General features: G+C 40.9%; 12 protein-coding genes and 1 pseudogene. 3 read left to right on the top strand and 10 right to left on the bottom strand.

The genetic code is table 11. The features are described from left to right. Positions 1–588: 588 nt before the first annotated feature. Positions 589–1,520: pseudogene (locus HC723_RS17510) on the top strand (IS3 family transposase); the annotation flags it as partial. A 376-nt stretch (positions 1,521–1,896) separates the two neighbouring features. Here the strand turns inward: HC723_RS17510 and HC723_RS14405 are convergent. The 3 genes from HC723_RS14405 to HC723_RS14395 form a co-directional block, all read right to left on the bottom strand. Continuing rightward, a complete protein-coding gene (locus tag HC723_RS14405) occupies positions 1,897–2,985 on the bottom strand; it encodes an Ig-like domain-containing protein (protein WP_190339573.1) in 1,089 nt (362 codons plus the stop codon). An 11-nt stretch (positions 2,986–2,996) separates the two neighbouring features. Then, positions 2,997–3,995 carry an OmpA family protein gene (locus tag HC723_RS14400; RefSeq protein WP_190339572.1) on the bottom strand — a complete coding sequence of 333 codons (999 nt, stop codon included), beginning with the start codon at positions 3,993–3,995 and terminating at the stop codon, positions 2,997–2,999. A 918-nt stretch (positions 3,996–4,913) separates the two neighbouring features. After that, positions 4,914–5,549 carry a recombinase family protein gene (locus HC723_RS14395; RefSeq protein WP_190339571.1) on the bottom strand — a complete coding sequence of 212 codons (636 nt, stop codon included), beginning with the start codon at positions 5,547–5,549 and terminating at the stop codon, positions 4,914–4,916. A gap of 190 nt (positions 5,550–5,739) precedes the next feature. On the opposite strand from HC723_RS14395, the gene HC723_RS14390 reads away from it, so the two are divergent. Next, positions 5,740–8,766 carry a Tn3 family transposase gene (locus HC723_RS14390; protein ID WP_190339570.1) on the top strand — a complete coding sequence of 1,009 codons (3,027 nt, stop codon included), beginning with the start codon at positions 5,740–5,742 and terminating at the stop codon, positions 8,764–8,766. A gap of 126 nt (positions 8,767–8,892) precedes the next feature. Further along, positions 8,893–9,657, top strand: a complete 765-nt coding sequence (locus tag HC723_RS14385; RefSeq protein ID WP_190339569.1) for a hydratase — start codon at positions 8,893–8,895, stop codon at positions 9,655–9,657. 74 nt (positions 9,658–9,731) lie between these two features. On the opposite strand, the gene HC723_RS14380 is transcribed toward HC723_RS14385, so the two are convergent. The 7 genes from HC723_RS14380 to HC723_RS14350 form a co-directional block, all read right to left on the bottom strand. Continuing rightward, positions 9,732–9,992 carry a nitrogenase-stabilizing/protective protein NifW gene (locus HC723_RS14380; protein ID WP_190339576.1) on the bottom strand — a complete coding sequence of 87 codons (261 nt, stop codon included), beginning with the start codon at positions 9,990–9,992 and terminating at the stop codon, positions 9,732–9,734. A 32-nt stretch (positions 9,993–10,024) separates the two neighbouring features. Then, positions 10,025–10,714 carry a bifunctional nicotinamidase/pyrazinamidase gene (gene pncA, locus HC723_RS14375; RefSeq protein ID WP_190339568.1) on the bottom strand — a complete coding sequence of 230 codons (690 nt, stop codon included), beginning with the start codon at positions 10,712–10,714 and terminating at the stop codon, positions 10,025–10,027. A 118-nt stretch (positions 10,715–10,832) separates the two neighbouring features. After that, positions 10,833–12,056: an alginate lyase family protein gene (locus HC723_RS14370; RefSeq protein ID WP_190339567.1), complete on the bottom strand. Its 1,224-nt coding sequence runs from the start codon at positions 12,054–12,056 to the stop codon at positions 10,833–10,835. Positions 12,057–12,506: 450 nt separating this feature from the next. Next, positions 12,507–14,114 carry an ABC-F family ATPase gene (locus tag HC723_RS14365; protein WP_190339566.1) on the bottom strand — a complete coding sequence of 536 codons (1,608 nt, stop codon included), beginning with the start codon at positions 14,112–14,114 and terminating at the stop codon, positions 12,507–12,509. A 463-nt stretch (positions 14,115–14,577) separates the two neighbouring features. Continuing rightward, complete coding sequence (locus tag HC723_RS14360) at positions 14,578–16,155, bottom strand: SpoVR family protein (RefSeq protein ID WP_190339565.1); 1,578 nt, start codon at positions 16,153–16,155, stop codon at positions 14,578–14,580. Positions 16,156–16,158: 3 nt separating this feature from the next. Continuing rightward, positions 16,159–17,436, bottom strand: a complete 1,278-nt coding sequence (locus tag HC723_RS14355; RefSeq protein ID WP_190339564.1) for a YeaH/YhbH family protein — start codon at positions 17,434–17,436, stop codon at positions 16,159–16,161. A gap of 98 nt (positions 17,437–17,534) precedes the next feature. Continuing rightward, positions 17,535–19,469 carry a PrkA family serine protein kinase gene (locus tag HC723_RS14350; protein ID WP_153446874.1) on the bottom strand — a complete coding sequence of 645 codons (1,935 nt, stop codon included), beginning with the start codon at positions 19,467–19,469 and terminating at the stop codon, positions 17,535–17,537. Between the last annotated feature and the right edge of the window lie 262 nt (positions 19,470–19,731).

Here is a 19,731-nt window from a genome sequence, read left to right as displayed (position 1 = left end):
AAGGCCGATTGCCTCTTCTTTAAATTCTTTCGTATAAGTTCGATATTGACGTTTTGTATTCATATTCACCTCGATTGATTATCGTATTATCCACAATCAAGGTGTCCAGATCGATTAGACCAGAATACTAAGTTCTAGTAATAAATCTAGGGCTCGCAATATTCCTTCGAGAGATTTTCCGTACAAATTAGCTTGAACAGAGTAACGAATACACTTCGTGAGTTCGTTGAGGATTTGTTCTCCTGTTGTAAAGCGAAATGCTTTGGGTAAGTGTTGATGTTGGTTCCAATACAATTTGTACAACTTTTGTAAATCATAGTAGAGACGATTATGACGAAACTCTTTATTCAAAATTCAAACCTTAAATATCACCATCAACTCGCAGCAGAGTTGCTGCAATGTGTAAAAGCTTCGGGAAGCAGTCAACAAAAATCTGCTAACGCTTTAAAGTTCCCGAAACTATGCCATGAGCTGTCAACCGAAATATTAACTAATACATATCAACCTTATTCTTTGTAGTGGTACAGTGATTTTGGCCACCTAACTAGAGGTGATATCATCACCTCATAACATCATTAGGTGAAGAAAATGACAAAGAAGTCACGTAACAATTTCAGCCCAGAATTTAGATTAGAAACAGCTCAACTTGTACTTGATCATGACTATACACACGAAGAAGCGGCTAAAGCCATGAACGTGGGTTATTCCACAATAGGCAAGTGGGTTAAGCAGTTAAAAGATGAGCGCCAAGAAGGCAACACACCAAAAGCGACCCCAATAACACCAGAGCAGCTGAAAATACGAGAACTAGAAAGGAAAATAGAACGTATTGAATTAGAAAAGGACATTTTAAAAAAGGCTACCGCTCTATTGATGTCAGACTCACTGAGCAATTTCAATTAATTGAAAAAATCAATCAGAGCAATGAAAATAAATATTCAGTGAAGATATTGTGTGAGACTTTTAATGTTAATCGCAGTAGCTATCGATATTGGCAGCGGCGTGATGAATCGCCCTCAGCAGAGCAGTTGATATTACAAGAAAAAGTTAGGCATGCTCACGAGTTAAGTGGCGGGTCAGCAGGTGCAAGGACGATCAGCTCGATTATTTCTAATGATGAAAGTGATATAACCCTAACTCGCTATCGAAGTCGTAACCTAATGAAAAAGCTAGGTTTAGTGCGTTGTCAGTTACCACAGCATGCATATAAAAAAGCGACAAAAGAAAATGTTGCAATACCAAATATATTAAAGCGTCAATTTGATGTTACCCAACCAAACAAAGTTTGGTGCGGAGACGTTACCTATATTTGGACTGGGCATTGTTGGTCCTATTTAGCGGTCGTTATTGACTTATTTTCTCGTAAGCCTCTTGGGTGGGCGTTGTCTAATTCACCTGATAGTGAATTAACAGCGAAAGCATTAACAATGGCTTATGAGTTGCGAGGTAGGCCAGAAGGCGTCATGTTCCACAGTGATAGTAATAATGTGTTGGCTAGATTTCATCATACACTAACTAAGAAAGTTGGTTCATGCTTGAAAGATGGTACCAATAATGTTCTGAGCTTTCTGACCCACACAGCGATCGACCTTATGTGTCCTTCCTTGGATCTGTCGATTGCTTAGTTTCATTATTTGGTGAGGGTTGCCTCGCCAATATTTGTGACTCAAGAAGGGCCTGACGCCTGTCCCACTACTGCCAACCAAAGAGTGATTGCTCATAGAAACGTACAAACATCCCCTCTTTTATGCCAACAATACGTTGACTGCTTTCAACCAATGCTAATTTAGTTTCAATATTCACTTATCTTCCCCCTTTTAAAAAGTGCCAGATGCAACTCTGGCACTTCAAAAACTAAAATTGAAAATTAAAACGTTAAACTGTAAACGCTCAACGTTAAGGATTTGAGACGCAGGATGCGTAGAGCTTGTCGCTCGGACTGTAGCGGCCGACGTTGTCACTGTCGAGGGCCACGCCGTAATAGAAAGAACCATCAGGAGTCGCCGACCAATAGTAGAAGCTGGTCGGCCAACCGCGCGCGGTAAACATATTACCAGATACGTCGTATAGCTCCGTTTTTAACTCGTCTCTTGTCGCTAAACGCCAGTTAGTTCGTCCGCCGAGACTAAGGGTGTTGTAGGTAGTACATAGTGCATTTGCGTTAGTCAAGTTGAATAGGTAGAAATCACCACTTGGGCCATAAGCTCCTGTTTCAGTATAAATACCGTTTATAGCTCTTCCGCCAATACTGTCTAGGTAAGCCACTGATGGTGAATTGGTAAATAACTTACCGCCAACTGTATCGAAAATATCAATGCATGCACTCGCCAAGTCAGCACATACATTCACATCCACCGTATTACTGGTCACGCCATCCTTCGTGGCCGTGAGGGTCGTATTACCCACCTCAACCGCAGACAATAAACCCGCTGATGACACGGTAGCAGTAGCCGTATCGATAGGAGTCCACGTCACTGAGTTAGACACGTCAGAGGACGTCGCATCATTGAATGTCGCTGTTGCAGTTAACTGCTGAGTCTGACCTTTTGCTACGTTGACCGGTGAAGGCGTCACTTGAATCGATGTAATGACCGCTGCCGACACATTCATAACCACCGTATTGCTGGTCACGCCATCCTTCGTGGCTGTGAGGGTCGTATTACCCACGTTAGTCGCAGTAAATACTCCTGGCTCATCAAAGCGTCCTACATCAGGGTCGCTTGTGTGCCAATCACTCACGTTTAAATCAGTCAATGTGCGAGATGAGCCATCAGAGTAGTGACCAGTCGCTTCGAAAGGTTGCTTGTTACCTACTGCAAGTGTCAGTTGACTCACACCTTTCGTTGTTATTGGCGATGCGATGATGTCAATACGTTCTAATTTTACGGTTGGTTCAGAGAAAGCACCTTCTGAATTACAACCGGTTAATAGCATTAATAGTGGAAAAATCACTATTGCAAATAGAAATTTAAAATATTTATTCATAGTAATACAACCTATTCTTGAAACTGAAAGTTAGGGATGGTGATTTCAACTCGGCGGTTTTTAGCTCGTCCTTCAGCAGTATTGTTATCTGCAACAGGTTGAGACTCACCCTCACCTCTCCACTCAAGTTGCGTCGGTGTGGCACCCAATTCAATCAGCTTATTGACAACCGCTTGAGCACGACGCTCAGAAAGGTTTTGATTGTAGAGTGCTGAGCCTGTTGAGTCAGTGTGTCCAACCACTTTAGCCTGAGCTTGTGGGTAAGAATTTAATACTGAAGAGGTCTCAGTTAATTGGTCAATAAACTCTTGGCTAGGTTCGACTGAATCAAAACCAAACAATCCATCTGTAGTTTTTGGTGAAAAGGCCTGTGTTTGAGGAGGTGCTTTTACAGTGGCTGTCTCTTTAACGGGAGTATCTTCAATAATAGACGTTGGCGCTGTTTCGACTAACGCTGGTTGAGTTGTACTGCCAAACGTATAGGTTAGACTGACCAACAATCCATGGCTATCATACTTACCCGTATTTGACTTACCAATACTGTCAATGTATTGGTAGCCCATTGAAAATCGGACGTTAGGGTTAAAGAGATAGTTAATCCCTACCTCACCGAGAGGAGAAAAGCCTGTTGCATCGCTCTCATTTGAAGACATTTGCGTTTTTTCCATGTCCCAATAAGCAGCACCAAGCCGACCGTATAAACTTAGGTTATCTTGTAGGTACCAATCGTAACGAAGAGCACTTTCAATCAACCAAGTTTTAACATTAACTGATGTGGCGTCTGCCTTTAGTTTATCGTGATATTGATAGCCTAAATCCCAACTCCAAGAGGGCGTAAACTGTAACCCGCCATAGAGACCTAAAATTGTGCCCTCTGGATGTGAATGATTGTAATTGTCGTCTAGGGCCCATTGATACCCACCCTTTACACCAACAAAAATCTGAGGGGACTCCGTCGCAGCCAGTACTGGAATACTGAATAAACTAGTAAATAATATTATTTTTTTCATGATTTCCAAATAGGTAGATAGATAGATAGATAGATAGATAGTATCATTTTTAGCAAGCATTGCTTGTAATATGAGCACTTAAATCAACAGGTCGGCTTTGTTTGTACTTTATTTTCGACAAAGAACGAACTCTCATCTTATCCAAAAAATGAAAACCAAAATAGCCGGTCTCAGAGAGATAAATATCGATAGAAGGTAGCGCAAAAAATCGAAATAGACTCACAAAATAGAGTCCACAGATAATAACTGGTTTTGATGCATTTGCTTTGCCATCAGAACACTAGAATTATTCAAGTTCACTTTCCGAACTCGAGCTCGTGCAACATTGAGCCATGCGCTTGTCTACCTTGCATTAATAGGTGCTTAAAGTGATGAGGTTGTAATGTCCAATATTATCAATAATTTAGGTCATTATGGTGTATCATCACTACCAGTTGACCTATACACAATGGGGCTTATCGAGCCCCTATACCCATATCACTGTATAAGCGAACGTCCTACTTGCGAGCTACACTAGGTGTTTGATTTTTATGAGGGCGTTAAACCGCTTCACAAATCCCTTGAGCGTGAGTGCATCATTTTCTTGTTCGGTCTGATAATCGATAAGGAGAGACAGACGTTGGAGCAATAAGTCGAACTTCATATCCTACTTTTTCAAGGTCCGAACCCAAAAATGAGCGCTGCTACAAACTTCCAATTAAACACGGTGATTTGTATGCTAAGGTTTCCAATAGTTTAGCGCGACTTATTTTGGGTTTACAAAGGACAATATACCTTTGTGATCAGCTTCATGGAATGCAACCCCATTTTTTACCAGGCCTATACCTAATACAGTTACAGCCATGTTGGTCTCTCCGTATGAAATGGTTAAATTAGGGGGATGAAGCCCAATAGAATGAAAACGTACGCTAAGCTTCATTATCCCAATGAACGTTCAATTGCTAACTTCTTCGCCACCCGTATTACTGTACGATCCGAAACATTGGTGAGTTTGGCGGTATCACTAATACTCAGCTTGTTGATAACTCGTAGCTGATAGATTTTTTCGTGTAGATCTGAGTCTGCTTGACGTCCTTTGTATTTACCTTCTTCTTTGGCTTTCTTTATTCCTTCAGACTGACGGCGGCGGCGATCTTGGTAATCTTTTCTTGCGATAGCAGCCAGCATATCCATCATCATGCTATTTATTGCTTTGATCATCGATCCGGTAAATTCATCGGTGATTTGGGGAGAGAATGCGATATGACTGGTTGGTAAATCCAGACTAATCACTTTGAGTTCTTTCTCGTGCAGCATTTCTTTTAATGTGAACCAGCTTTTCTCATCCAGACGAGAAAGCCTATCTATCTGTTCAATGATGATTGCATCACCTTTCGCAGCATCATCAAGTAAACGAAGAAGTTCTGGTCTTTGCAGAGAAGCACCTGACTCATTTTCAATATACCATCCAGCTATACGAAAACCTTTATCCTGTACAAACTTCTGTAAGGTACTCTGTGCCCGTTTTGCATTTTGGTCGCTTGTTGATGCTCTAAGGTAACCAAAGATGTACATAATTCACCCTAAGTGACATTTAAGTTATGATCCAACTTAGTGTGCCATATAGGTTATGACAAATATATAAAAACTGCCATTTTTTATATGTGATCATAGGGTATACTTAAAATTCATATAAACGTCGATTGAACAACCTGACCTCTATATGATGGCGTTCTACTTGGGCTGACATAGAAAAAGGAGAATGATGAAAACTGTTAAGCCAAGCCGAATTCAAATTCTAACAAATCAAGAAGTTCATGAGCTATATTCAAATCCCGTCTTTAACCAAAGTGAGCGCGAAGAGTATTTCTCGATAGATCCACATATTGAGAGAGTGTTCTCAGCGTTGGGAAAAGTTGAAGCACGGATCTACTTACTCCTTCTTATCGGATACTTTCGAGCAAAGCCAGTTGTCCCAAAGTTCAGATTGCGAGACGTCAAACAAGATGTCGACTATCTTTACGCGACTTACTTTCCAAACAGAAAGCCTAAATACCCACTCATCGCCAAAAGCACTCGGGCAACATTGATATTGAAAATGTACGGGCTCCTTGGGTTTACTCGATTCTCTAAGGAGGATGAACAAGCGTTGTTTGAGCGTCTGCAAGATATAGCAACGATTTGCACCTATCCCAAATATATTTTTGATGAATGCTTAGCTTTCTTTGGTCAGAAACGCATTAGTTTAGCCGGCTATTCCACGTTACAAGACATGATCACGTCAGTCTTAGCCAGTGAGAGACAGAGAACGGAGTCTATCCTCTTGAGATCTATGTCTGACACCACTCGTATACAACTTAAAAAGATACTGCACACCAAGGGGCGACTGAACCAACTCTCGGCACAGAAAGGCTCAGCAAAAGACTTTACCCCAACAGAACTTACGCGTGAAATTGAAACGCACAATACAATCAAAAGTGTTTATCAAGAGATAAAAAGCCTCATCAATGAATTGGGATTATCGCAAGGGAACTTAACTTATTACGCTTCCATTATTCGGCACCAATCTCTCTATAAAATTCGTCGATTCCCAGAATGGCAGGGGATGTTATACATCGTGTGTTACTTATTTTTCCGCTATCAGGAAACGAATGATAAGTTAGTCACCGCTTTTCAGTATGTGACTAGAAAACAAAGAGAAGCGACATCTGCCGCCGCTAAACAACGGATCGCCGATGAGCTTGAAGTTATCAGAGACAAACTGGTCCATGCGGGTCATCTCCTAAGGCTCTTTGTCGATGATTCAGTCAGCGACCAAACTCAGTTTGGTGATATCCGGCAAAATGCCTTTGAAATGCTCCCCAAAGATGAGATCCAACTGATTAGTCAACACCTGAATAAGGAAAATTTTGATAAGCGACAATATGAATGGCAATACATTGACAGTCAATATAGAAAAATTTCAAATTCGATAAGGCCACTCTTTTTGGCGATAGATATAGATTGCGATCCAAGTCAGACATTACTTTCTACGCAATTGCAGATGGCAAAATCGGAGCTTCAGAAGGATAAACACCTTTGTACTACCGACCAAAGGTTGCTTCTTAAACAGGATAAATGCTACATCGTAGATAAGGAGGGGGTTAACCATCGACGTTTTGAATACTACTTGTATCAGAAAGTCTCTCGAATGCTTGATAGTAATCATATATTTGTCAATGAGAGTGCGAAAAACAAACGTCTCGAAGATGACTTGATCCCGATGGCCGAATGGAAACAAGATGAAAACCTTGTTTTCAAAACAGGGTTAGATAAGTTGAGTACTCCTATCGAACAGACTCTGGACACATTAACGACATCTGTGCGTCGTAAAATGACTGAAGTCAGCTGTAATATCAATGATGGAGCCAATGATTTTGTTGTCCATCAACCTCGTACCAATCAGCTAACCTGGAAGCTGGCCAATAAGCGTTGGAAATACGATCTTGATAACCCCATTTATAACCAACTTCAACATATGGGCATTATCGAAATTATGGATTACGTGCATCAAAGAACAGGCTACTTAGATGCCTTTAAGAACGTCGGAACGAAGAAACTGGGGAATAAGGCGAGAGAAGAAGACTTGCTAGCCTGTATTTTTGGCAATGGTTCCAATTACGGACTGCATCATATGTCATCGATATCTGATCGAGCTATTGGTGTTCTAAGGGCCGTGAATGATGGATACATTCGACCAGAGACGACAAGTGATGCCAATGATGTTATCTCGGATGCATTGGCAAAACTTTCTATCTTCAAACATTACACGATCAATGAATCTACACCTTTTGGTAGCATTGATGGTCAAAAACATGCGTGCCGTATTAATACATTCAAAGCGCGATTTTCAGCCAAATATTTCCGTAAAGGCAAAGGTGTATCAGCCCTTACACTGGTATCAAATCATGTCCCTGTAAACACCAAAATTATTTCGGCTAACGAGTATGAGGGCCACCATGCCTTTGACTTACTCTATAACAATAGCAGTAATATTCAACCCAAAGCATTGGCAACCGATACTCATGGGGTTAATAACGTTAACTTTGCTATTCTTGACTTATTTGGTTACCAGTTCGCTCCACGTTACGCCAAATTTAAAAATGTATTTCATGATTTGTTTGAAATTAATCACGGAGAAGCGCTGTTTTTAAAGCTGCGCCGACCGTTTAACACCTCGCTTATCAAACAAGAGTGGAAAAATATTCAAAGGATCATTTGCTCATTAAGTCGAAAGACAACCACACAAAGCACTATCATCACCAAGCTCTCGAATGGTAAGCAAAATAGTCGCACATTAGCCGCACTTAGAGAGTATGACCGAATCATTAAGTGCCTTTATGTACTTGACTATGTAGACGATAAAGTCCTACGGCAGTTTGTCCAACAAGCTTTGAACCGTGGAGAAGCCTACCACCAATTACGTCGAGCTATTGCTTCAATCAATGGAAATCAATTTCGAGGAGGCAATGACTATCAGATAGATCAATGGAATGATTGTGCGAGAGTTATCTCAAATTGCATCATCTATTATAACTCGGCCTTACTGTCCAATCTGATTGAAAAGTTTGAGCAAGAAAATAACCCGGAAGTAGTGAGTTTGATAGCTGGCTTATCCCCAGTCGCATGGCGTCATATCCAACTTGCCGGTAATTACACCTTTGGTGTTAAGAAAGACAATATTATTTTAGAGAAACTGCTTGAGAATTTAGCGCCTTGGACAGGGGGAATAATGGTAGAAGAAGTTGCTTAAGAAGGATATTGGAAAACAATCTATCCCTGCCAGCCCTTATCAATAAAGGGCTGGCGGCCTTCATTGGACTTTTCGCTGAAATGGGCGCAAACCCCCTTAACCAAATAATCTAATATGTAATACAATATGACATTAAACTATAAAGAGATAGCAAATGAGTTGTTAAGCCGCCGCGTCGCAGGAACCAAAGCCGCGAGACTTAATGAAGCCCAGCGTCCGGTAAATATTGAAGATGCATTACAAGTTCAAGCCGCAATGATTGAATTGCATCCGTCTAAAATCGCGGGTTGGAAATGCTTAAACCCTCTGGCAGAAGATCAGTTTATTGTTGGACCGATTTTCTCTAGTGATATTTATCAAGGTGATGTGTGTGAACAATTTGCCGATAACAGTGTAGTACGTGTTGAACCTGAGATTGCGTTTATTTTGTCAACCGCACTGCCAGCAAATCCAGATGGTTACAGTGAAGAACAAATTTATGCGGCAATTGGGCCTTGTCACATGGCTCTCGAATTAATTCAGTCGCGCTTTGCTGCCGATAGCGGTGTTGAGTTTTACGAAAAATTAGCCGATGGCTTAATCAACCAAGGGATGTTTATTGGCCCTGAAATCGATCGCGAAAAAGCGTTCACCTCATCTAACGTTAATATCACGATCACTCAAGGTGAGACCGTACAAACGTTTGATGGTAAACACCCTAACGTATTACCACCAAGCCCGATTTATTGGTTGATTAACTTTATGACTCGCCGTGGATACGATTTCCAAGCAGGAGAAGCGATTATTACCGGTTCATATTGTGGGGTGGTTGATCTTGAATTTGATACGCTAACGACGATTGATTATGACGGTATTGGTCAGTATCAGGTTGAATTTAAAGCAAAAAAATAATTTCATATCACTGATGTGATGTAAATTGAGCGACGAAAATTCTTGTTTATTTTCGTCGCATTTTTATGGGTGTTCTACCGTCGTTGACAACTGGTGCACCCACGGCACGCTGACCTTGTATTTTTATCTAAGCGTCCGCGTTGAATTTTACAATAAGCATTTTTTAATGCACGGCGGGCAGCAAACCAATCTTCTAGTTTCTCTAATATGAGATAACCATTAAAGCGTTTCGTTAGCGCAGTACGATATTCGTTGATGAATGCGTTATCGTAGCCAATGTCAAAATGATCCAATGCTTGTTCAATGGAAGTAAAACTCGCAATTGTGTCTAAAATTTAGACGTTATTCATTATTTAGAGACCGGTATTTATAGCTCGTTTGATGTGATCAACATAACGCCAGCAGCCGTTAACCCTGCATAAAGAGTCTTTATATTGTCATCGCTTGGATCAACGGCTTTGGTCAAATCCGTCACTAAATAGGTTTGGTAATTTAAGCGTACACCATCAATGGCGGTGGCTTTGACACAATAGTCAGCGGCTAATCCGACAATATAAATCTCATTCACGCCATAGGATTTCAATACCTCATCTAAATCGGTCTTGGCAGTTTGATTGTTATCTTTAAATCCACTATAGCTATCGACATTGGTATCTAAACCTTTAAAGCTTGTATGGGCTATTTTATCGATATTTAATCCTGCAACAAATTCTGCCCCTTGACTGTTTTGTATGCAGTGATCTGGCCATAAAATTTGTTCCACGCCACCGAGTTGGGTGATATCGAAAACGTTTTTTTCAGGATGTTGACTGGCAAAACTGCCATGATCCTCAGGATGCCAGTCTTTGGTTGCGAGCACTAAATCAAACTTGCGCTGTAGTGCATTAATACCAACCACCAATTCTTTGCCACCATCAACCGGCATGCTATGAACAACTGGATCATCACCATGTACAAAGCTATTTTGCATATCCACGATCAAGAGTGCTTTTGTTTGGGGAGTCGATGGATCAAGCTGTTGCGCGGTTTCGCAAATAAGAGATGAGGAGTTGTGCATGAATGGTCCTTAATCAAAGTAATTACATTGAATGTCGGAGATATTATAACTGAAATAGGCAGAAGGGTGTGCATGTGGGGGATAATAGCCCCAACCTTAATGATTGGGGCTTAATGAATTACATTTCGTTGTTTTCTAAAATAGACAGTTGGTTATACACTTTTTGTACATCATTACCTTGGTATTTGGTGATGATCTTAAGCTCTTTGGTATAGCTATTATTTGGATTGAATTGGTTGTATTTCACTAACGCAGGGATCAAATAAGGAAGTTCGATGCCTGGAGTGGCATGCTCCCATTTTTGACCATGGACGACGGGAGTGACAAAATCAAAGCCAGATTGAATACTTTTACCCGCGCCTGCTTGATATTGCCAGATTGGTTCACCCAACTTATCTGCCACGATGGCAACACGGCTCAATGCATTTAAGTTAAATGCACTGTAGAAGAAAGAGCGAGTACGTGCTAATTCTTCTGGTTGCGAACCATCAGCTTTAAATTGCGTTTTCATGCTTTCTTTTGTCGCTTCAATAGTTTGATCGGCAATGTCTTTCTCGCCTAGGTAATAAGCAAGTGCACTCACTTGGAAGCGATACCATGTACCGTGATTATTTTTTTGTGCTGCGCCATCGATGCCGATTTTGCTCTTAGTTAACCAAGTAAGATGATCTTCTAACCATTGATCCATTTGCTTATCATCATTTGCAACCCAAGCTTTTGAACCTTCAAGCATTTTGACTGAATCAAGAACCGAAGTTTGTACAAAACGGCCATCTAAAATACCTGCGCGTCGACCTTGATCATTACCAGGGACGCTTTGCGCGTAATCCAAGTTTGGATTCATTTTAGTTGCGGGATCTAAGAACCAAGTTTTTAGCATGCTGGTGGCTTTGTCGGCGTATTTTTCGTCACCTGAAATGTAATAAGCCAAAGAAAGTGCGTAGACTGCATGACTCATACGGCTAATACGTGGACGATCGACGTCATCAGTTTGTGTATCAGGGTTAGTCTGACCATCTTTACGGATCCACGGTAGGCCATCTTCTTTGCTTGGATCGGGCCACCAATAGCGACTAATACTCAAATAATCATGTTTGTCTTTACTCGGAGGGGTAAATTTCTTATCCATGACACTTGGGTTTTTCATGGTTAAGGCTTTATCTGCTTTAGAAACTAACACTTGATAGTCTGCGGTAATTTTCGGTGCAGCTTGATTTTGAGTAATCTCAGTTTTGAGTTGATCTAAAGCCACGGGATCGATTTGTACGAATTCACCGGCCATCGCTTGGCTTGATAAGGCTAGGGTAATCGTTGTCATTAGTAGACTAGATTTGAGTTTCATTGTGTTTTCTCGTGAGTAAATTACTGAGTTATTAAAATATAATAATACAAAAATATAAAAGCCTGCTTAGATCACAAAAAAGAATGGGTTGAAGCTTCAACCACGAATCTTGTCATTAAATTGACATTGAAAGTATGTTGGTATTTGCAGTGTTTATTAATGTTGGGCATGGTATTAATATACAGGATATTAATTCGATGAACTTCCATAGCGAGTATTCATCATTTGATTCACAGCTTCAGAATTTAGGCATGATCCAGTTTAGCATTGGAGCGATTGCATGTGTGATGTGGTTGATGGTGAAAAGTCGTTCTTATGTGGCAGATAAGATGAATTACGAGTGAAGTGTGGTGCCTGTCAATGAGGTATAAATAAAAAAGCCGCGATGGTTAAGATGAACACTTTTGAAGTGCTCCCTTAATATCGCGGCTTTTAGTGTTATAACTTAATTTATGCAGCGTCTAAAGCGGCTCTTTTTAGGTGCGAAAGATATTCATTATAAGTGCCTTGGAAGTTAACCAATTTTTTGTCTTTAACATCTATAATTGAGGTGGCAAGAGACGAGACAAATTCACGGTCATGGCTAACAAAGATTAACGTACCTTGATACACCTTTAAGGCATCATTTAATGCTTCAATCGCTTCCATATCCATGTGGTTTGTAGGTTCATCCATAACCAAAACATTGATGTCTTGTAGCATTAATTTACCGAATAACAGACGGTTCTTTTCACCACCAGAACAGTTTTTCGCTTTTTTATTGGCATCATCAGCGGTAAATAATAAGCGGCCTAAAAGTCCACGAACCATTAAGTCATCATGCTTCGCGGTGCGCCATTGTGAGATCCAATCAAAGATAGTTAAATCGTTATCAAAATCTGCGGTGCTGTCTTGCGGGCAATAGCCGATAGACGCATTTTCAGACCATTTTACTACGCCATGATTTTGCTCTAATTCTTTTACCAGACAACGAAGTAAGGTTGATTTACCCACACCATTCTCGCCAATCACGGCTAAACGCGTACCGGCTTCAAGTAATAAATTGCCATTTTCGAATAATATCTCGTCTTCAAATCCATGGCTTAAATCTTTTAACTCAAGCGCCAAGCGGTGCAGTTTCTTGCCTTCACCAAAATCAATCGATGGACTAATACGGCTAGATGATTTCACTTCATCAAGTTTGATTTTATCCATTTTTTTCGCGCGAGAACTGGCTTGTTTTGCTTTAGAGGCGTTAGCACCAAAGCGATTGACGAAGTCTTGCAGTTCACTAATTTCAGCGGCTTTTTTAGCATTGTTTGACAATAGTTGCTCACGGATCAAGCCTGATGCTTCAAGGAAGTATTCGTAGTTACCCGGGTAGATACGAAGCTCACCGTAATCGATATCGGCCATGTGAGTACAAACAGAATTTAAGAAGTGACGGTCATGCGAGATGATGATCATGGTGCATTTACGTTGGTTTAACTCTTCAGCCAACCAGTTGATGGTATTAATATCAAGGTTGTTGGTTGGTTCATCAAGTAGCAAAATATCAGGATTTGCAAATAGAGCTTGTGCTAATAACACACGCAATTTCCAACCTGGGGCAACTTGTTGCATTAAACCAAAATGGAATTCTTCTTCGATACCGGCTTGGATTAAAATATCACCGGCGCGGCTTTCGGCTGTGTAACCGTCCATTTCTGCAAATTCACTTTCAAGCTCGGCCACTTTCATGCCGTCGGCTTCACTCATTTCTGGTAATGAATAAATGCGTTCGCGTTCTTGTTTGATTTCCCAAAGCTTACGGTCGCCCATGATCACAACATCGATAACATTTTGTTGTTCAAAAGCAAACTGATCTTGGCTTAGTACGCCGAGTTTTAATCCCGGTGTGATCGAAACGTTACCAGAACTTGGAGCCAAAGCGCCACTGAGGATCTTCATAAAGGTCGATTTACCACAACCATTGGCACCAATAAGACCGTACTTATTGCCGTTACCAAATTTGGCAGAAATATTTTCAAATAAAGGCTCAGCGCCAAATTGCATGGTGATGTTAGCGGTAGAAATCAAAGAAGTTCCCTAGGTATGTATTGAACTATCGTATTGTGATAGTGCAAATCAACTGATTAAAAGTGTGAATTAATAGGCGACGAATTATACAGGTTTATGGAGTAAATAATAGATACGTGAGCTAAGTCACAGAAGTTAGTTTTTAAAGTGTGCCTTAAACTCATAATTTTAATTATTAGCGTTTATTTTCAATGGGTTAAATTATAACGATGATTTATTGATTGCCATTCAGCCTAATGTTCTCTGAACAAAGGCAAGCTGAGATGAAAAGGTTAAGCTAAAATGGTGATGAAAAAGGCGTTAAGTGACATTAAGTCATCAATTTTATAATGGGAAATTGGCATGAAATTAATTTGGTTAAAGTTATTGATCACCATTGTGGTTTTTGCGGCATTATTTGGTTGGGTTTATTACAAAGTGCAAAGTGGTGTTCAGTAACACGATAACCTATAACTGATCCTGCCTAGCTAATGCCGTTTAGGTTCGATGAGCCATTTTTACCATGCTGCTCTGGGCAACTGGCTAATATCTCTCGATTTCCCGTTTCTTTTACTTCTTCTAAAATGACATCAAAGCCCCATAGGCGGTGCAGATGTTTCATCACTTCTGGGTAGTTAGTATGTAATGGCACTCTATCTTGCGGGATGTGTTGTAGGATGAGTGAGCGATCGCCACGCACATTAACATTCCAAACTTGAATATTGGGCTCTAGATTACTTAAATTGTACTGTGAGGCGAGTTTTTCTCGGATAGCCTGATACCCCAACTCATCATGGATGGCACTGACTTGAATGTAGTTGCGTCTATCGTCATCGATAACGGAAAACAGTTTAAATTCTCGGATCAATTTTGGCGATAGGTATTGGCTAATAAAACTTTCGTCTTTGAAGTTATGCATGGCGAAATGCAAAGCCTCTAACCAGTCACTGCCGGCCAGTTCAGGAAACCATTCTTTATCTTCTTGCGTTGGATTTTCACATATTCGCTTAATATCTTGGAACATGGCAAAGCCCAAAGCATAAGGGTTGATGCCATTATAATATGGGCTGTTGTAGTTAGGTTGTGCCACCACATTAGTATGACTGTGGAGAAATTCGAGAATGAACTTATCCTCTACCAAGCCTTCATCGTATAAGTGATTTAAAATGGTGTAATGCCAAAAAGTAGCCCATCCCTCGTTCATAACTTGAGTTTGTTTTTGTGGGTAAAAATACTGGCTCACTTTGCGCACTATACGCACAATTTCACGTTGCCAGGATTCAAGTAATGGCGCATGTTTTTCAATGAAATATAAGATGTTTTCTTGTGGTTCACTAGGAAAACGAGGCGCTTGGGTGTCTTGTTCTGAATGTGGGTGCGGAACGGTGCGCCATAATTCATTCACTTGCGATTGCAGATATTGTTCGCGGTCTTCTTGGCGCGCTTTTTCTTCTACGATTGAGATCTTCTCTGGGCGTTTGTACCTATCGACGCCATAGTTCATTAATGCATGACAAGAATCGAGAATTTGCTCAACTTCTTCTACGCCGTATTTCTCTTCACATTCTGTAATATAGGTACGAGCAAACAGTAAGTAATCGATAATGGAACTGGCATCGGTCCAAGATTGGAATAAATAATTGCCTTTGAAAAAGGAGTTGTGGCCATAACAGGCATGCGCCATCACCAGTGCCTGCATAGTAATGGTGTTTTCTTCCATTAAATAGGCGATGCAAGGATCTGAGTTGATCACGATTTCATAAGCGAGCCCCATGTGGCCATGCTTGTAGTTTTGCTCAGTTTGAATGAATTTTTTACCAAATGACCAATGGTGGTAATTAATTGGCATGCCGATACTGGAATAAGCATCCATCATTTGTTCGGCGGTGATCACCTCGATCTGATTTTCGTAAGTATCTAATCGATAATGCGCCGCCACTCGTTTGATCTCGGTATGATATTGCTCTAATAATTCAAACGTCCAGTCTGGGCCAGCCGATAAGGTTTTTCGGGTGTTGCTGGGCTTTGAATCGGTTGGTTTTGATTGAGTCATATTATCCATAATTCAGCCCTCACTGGTTTGTTTTTGAAACAATTCGCGGAATATTGGGAAGATATCTTCCACCGAACGTATGTTTTTCATGGCAAAATTATCAGCATGTTCCGCGATTTTTTCATACTCGCTCCACAAGGTTTGATGCGAGCGCTGGGTGATTTCGATATAAGAGTAATACTGGCAATAGGGCAGGATCTGTTTCTCTAATTGCTGTTTACAGCGGGGCGAGTCGTCCGCCCAGTTATCCCCATCAGAGGCTTGCGCGGCATAAATATTCCATTCGTTAGTGGGAAAGCGGTCTTTAATAATATCGGACATCATTTTTAAGGCGCTAGAAACAATGGTACCACCGGTTTCCTGTGAGTAGAAAAATTCATGTTCGTCTACCTCTTTGGCTTGAGTGTGGTGGCGAATAAAAATAACCTCGACATTTTGATAAGTGCGAGTTAAAAATAAATACAGCAGAACATAAAAACGCTTGGCAATGTCTTTGGTGGCTTGATCCATAGAACCGGAGACATCCATTAAGCAAAACATCACCGCTTGACTGGAAGGAATAGGGCGGCGTTCATAGTTTTTAAAACGCAAATCAAAAGTATCAATAAAAGGAACACTGGCAATTTTTTGGCGCAGATCTTCTATTTCGAGTTTGATTTGTTTTTCTTCTAATGGTCGAGCAGGTTCAGACATTGAAATATCATCGAGAATGGACTCTAACTTGGCAATTTTGCGACGTTTAGACGCACTCATTGCAGTACGACGTGCTAATGATTGTTGCAGCGAACGAACAATGGCTAAATTGCCCGGGACACCAGAGGTTTGATAACCCGCGCGATGGCTTTCCCATTCGGTAATTTTGTTGATTTGGTTTTTTTGTAAGTTAGGCAGCGCCAGATCTTCAAATAAAATATCGAGGTATTCGTCTTTGGATATTTGGAAAGTAAAATTGTCTTGACCTTCTCCATTTTGGCTGTCATCCCCTTTACCTGAGCCTGGACCACCGCCACCTGCTGGTGGACGATCGATTCTATCTCCGGTAATAAATTGGTCATTACCGGGATGCACGCGTTCTTTAACTCCGCCTTTACCTTGATGAAAAACCGGCTCATTAAGATCTTTTGATGGGATAGCAATATCCTCACCAGTTTGAGTGTTGGTGATGGAACGCTGTTTTACCGCTTCAGACACGGATTTTTTGATTTGCTCTTTATTACGGCGAATAAACCGCTGACGGTTGACGGTGCTTTTATTCTTCCCATTAAGCCGTCTATCAATGAACTGTGTCATCGCTTTCCCCTAGGACATAGAATTGCCCTTTAACTTTCGGCAGTCTGATGTAGAAAATACATAGGCTGCCGATTTTTACGTTAATCTATAATGGAATGTTATGAAGACTTACGCACGCGTAAATACCATTCTGCCAATAAACGCACTTGCTTTTTGGTGTAGCCTTTTTCCATCATACGGGCGACGAAATTGTCGTGCTTTTTCTGATCGTCTTGCGATGTTTTGGCGTTAAATGAAATCACAGGCAGTAATTCTTCTGTATTGGAGAACATCTTTTTCTCAATCACAGTGCGTAATTTCTCATAACTGGTCCATGCTGGATTCTGACCACTGTTATTAGCACGGGCACGTAAGACGAAATTGACGATTTCATTCCTAAAATCTTTCGGATTACTAATGCCGGCGGTTTTCTCTATTTTTTCCAGTTCATCATTTAACGCTGAGCGGTCAAACAGTTGGCCAGTTTCAGGATCGCGATACTCTTGGTCTTGGATCCAAAAATCGGCATAGGTAACATAGCGATCAAAGATGTTTTGCCCATATTCTGAATAGGATTCGAGATAAGCGGTTTGAATTTCTTTGCCGATGAATTCAACATATTTTGGCACTAAATAGCCTTTTAAGAATTCTAAATACTTATCAGCCACTTCTTGTGGGAACTGCTCTCTCTCAACTTGTTTTTCGATGACATAAAACAGATGAACTGGGTTGGCGGCCACTTCACTTTGATCAAAGTTAAAAACACGCGATAAAATTTTAAACGCAAAGCGGGTTGAAAGCCCAGACATCCCTTCATCCACGCCCGCATAATCGCGGTACTCCTGATAGCTTTTGGCTTTCGGATCGGTGTCTTTTAATGTTTCACCATCATATACCCGCATTTTAGAGAATAAGGATGAGTTTTCAGGTTCTTTTAAGCGCGATAAAATGGTGAATTGAGCCAACAGCTCTAAGGTGCTCGGCGAACAAGGTGCTGTGGATAATTCACTGTGAGTCAGCAGTTTTTGGTAGATTTTTATTTCTTCTGATGTGCGTAAACAATAAGGGACTTTAACAATATAAACCCGGTCTAAAAATGCTTCATTATTTTTGTTATTGCGGAAGGTTTGCCACTCGGATTCGTTGGAGTGGGCTAAAATCATGCCATCAAAAGGCAGCGCAGATAACCCTTCAGTTCCGTTGTAGTTGCCTTCTTGGGTTGCGGTTAATAATGGGTGTAACACCTTGATTGGTGCTTTGAACATTTCGACAAACTCCATCACCCCTTGGTTAGCTTTACATAATGCACCGGAATAACTGTAAGCATCAGGATCATCTTGTGAAAAATGTTCAAGTTGACGAATATCGACTTTACCGACAAGTGATGAAATATCTTGGTTATTTTCATCACCTGGTTCAGTTTTGGCTATCCCGATTTGATTAATAATGGAAGGGCGCACTTTAACCACTTTAAACTTGGTAATATCACCGCCAAATTCATTTAACCGTTTTGCCGCCCACGGTGACATGATGGAATGCAAACAACGCTTTTCAATGCCGTAGTCATTTTTTAATACCTCACCGTCTTCTTCGACATCAAACAGGCAAAAAGGGTGGTCATTAACCGGGCTGCGCACGCCGTTAGCAGATAACACATAAATAGGGATTTGTTGCATCAAGCTTTTTAGTTTTTCGGCTAATGAGGATTTACCTCCCCCAACAGGGCCAAGTAGATAGAGGATTTGTTTCCGCTCTTCTAAGCCCTGCGCCGCATGTTTTAGATAGGAGACGATTTGTTCGATCGCTTCTTCCATGCCGTAGAAGTGTTCAAAGGTTTCATAGCGAGCGATCACGCGGTTTGAGAATAGCCGACTGAGTTTAGGTTCTTTTGCGGTGTCGATAATTTCAGGCTCGCCGATGGCTAATAATAACCGCTCGGCGGCATTGGCGTAAGCACTTTTATCTTGTCGACAGAGCGATAAAAAGTCCTGTAAAGACATCTCTTCATCTTTAGATGCTTCATAACGTGATTGGTAGTGATCAAAAATACTCATAGTGAATCCCCTTGAAAATACCCGCTCTGATATTACGGCTTTATCACCTCGGGTGTATCGACTGAAGTTTTAATTTCCTCTACTCATAAGACTAGACTCGTTTTCGTATTCTGCTTAATAATTATGGTGTTATTTAGTAATGCCGTTCACTTAAGGGTGAACGGTTTTTTTATTTCTGGCATACTTCTGCGGCCTTGGCTTAACCGACCTTGGAAATGTTCGTTCCCTTCGCCGCTCAAGTATTAAGCTTTCAGCCATGTTG

Source organism: Vibrio sp. S11_S32, assembly GCF_014694465.1.
GTDB classification, from domain to species: Bacteria; Pseudomonadota; Gammaproteobacteria; order Enterobacterales; family Vibrionaceae; genus Vibrio; species Vibrio algicola.
Note: the sequence above shows the minus strand (reverse complement) of the source record. Positions and strands in the feature narration are given on the sequence as shown.

Coding starts and splice junctions, on each gene's coding strand:
- HC723_RS14360 (WP_190339565.1), bottom strand. CDS start 16,155: ATGGATAATATGACTCAATCAAAACCAACCGATTCAAAGCCCAGCAAC.
- HC723_RS14400 (WP_190339572.1), bottom strand. CDS start 3,995: ATGAAAAAAATAATATTATTTACTAGTTTATTCAGTATTCCAGTACTG.
- pncA (WP_190339568.1), bottom strand. CDS start 10,714: ATGCACAACTCCTCATCTCTTATTTGCGAAACCGCGCAACAGCTTGAT.
- HC723_RS14390 (WP_190339570.1), top strand. CDS start 5,740: ATGAAAACTGTTAAGCCAAGCCGAATTCAAATTCTAACAAATCAAGAA.
- HC723_RS14395 (WP_190339571.1), bottom strand. CDS start 5,549: ATGTACATCTTTGGTTACCTTAGAGCATCAACAAGCGACCAAAATGCA.
- HC723_RS14405 (WP_190339573.1), bottom strand. CDS start 2,985: ATGAATAAATATTTTAAATTTCTATTTGCAATAGTGATTTTTCCACTA.
- HC723_RS14355 (WP_190339564.1), bottom strand. CDS start 17,436: ATGACACAGTTCATTGATAGACGGCTTAATGGGAAGAATAAAAGCACC.
- HC723_RS14350 (WP_153446874.1), bottom strand. CDS start 19,469: ATGAGTATTTTTGATCACTACCAATCACGTTATGAAGCATCTAAAGAT.
- HC723_RS14385 (WP_190339569.1), top strand. CDS start 8,893: ATGACATTAAACTATAAAGAGATAGCAAATGAGTTGTTAAGCCGCCGC.
- HC723_RS14370 (WP_190339567.1), bottom strand. CDS start 12,056: ATGAAACTCAAATCTAGTCTACTAATGACAACGATTACCCTAGCCTTA.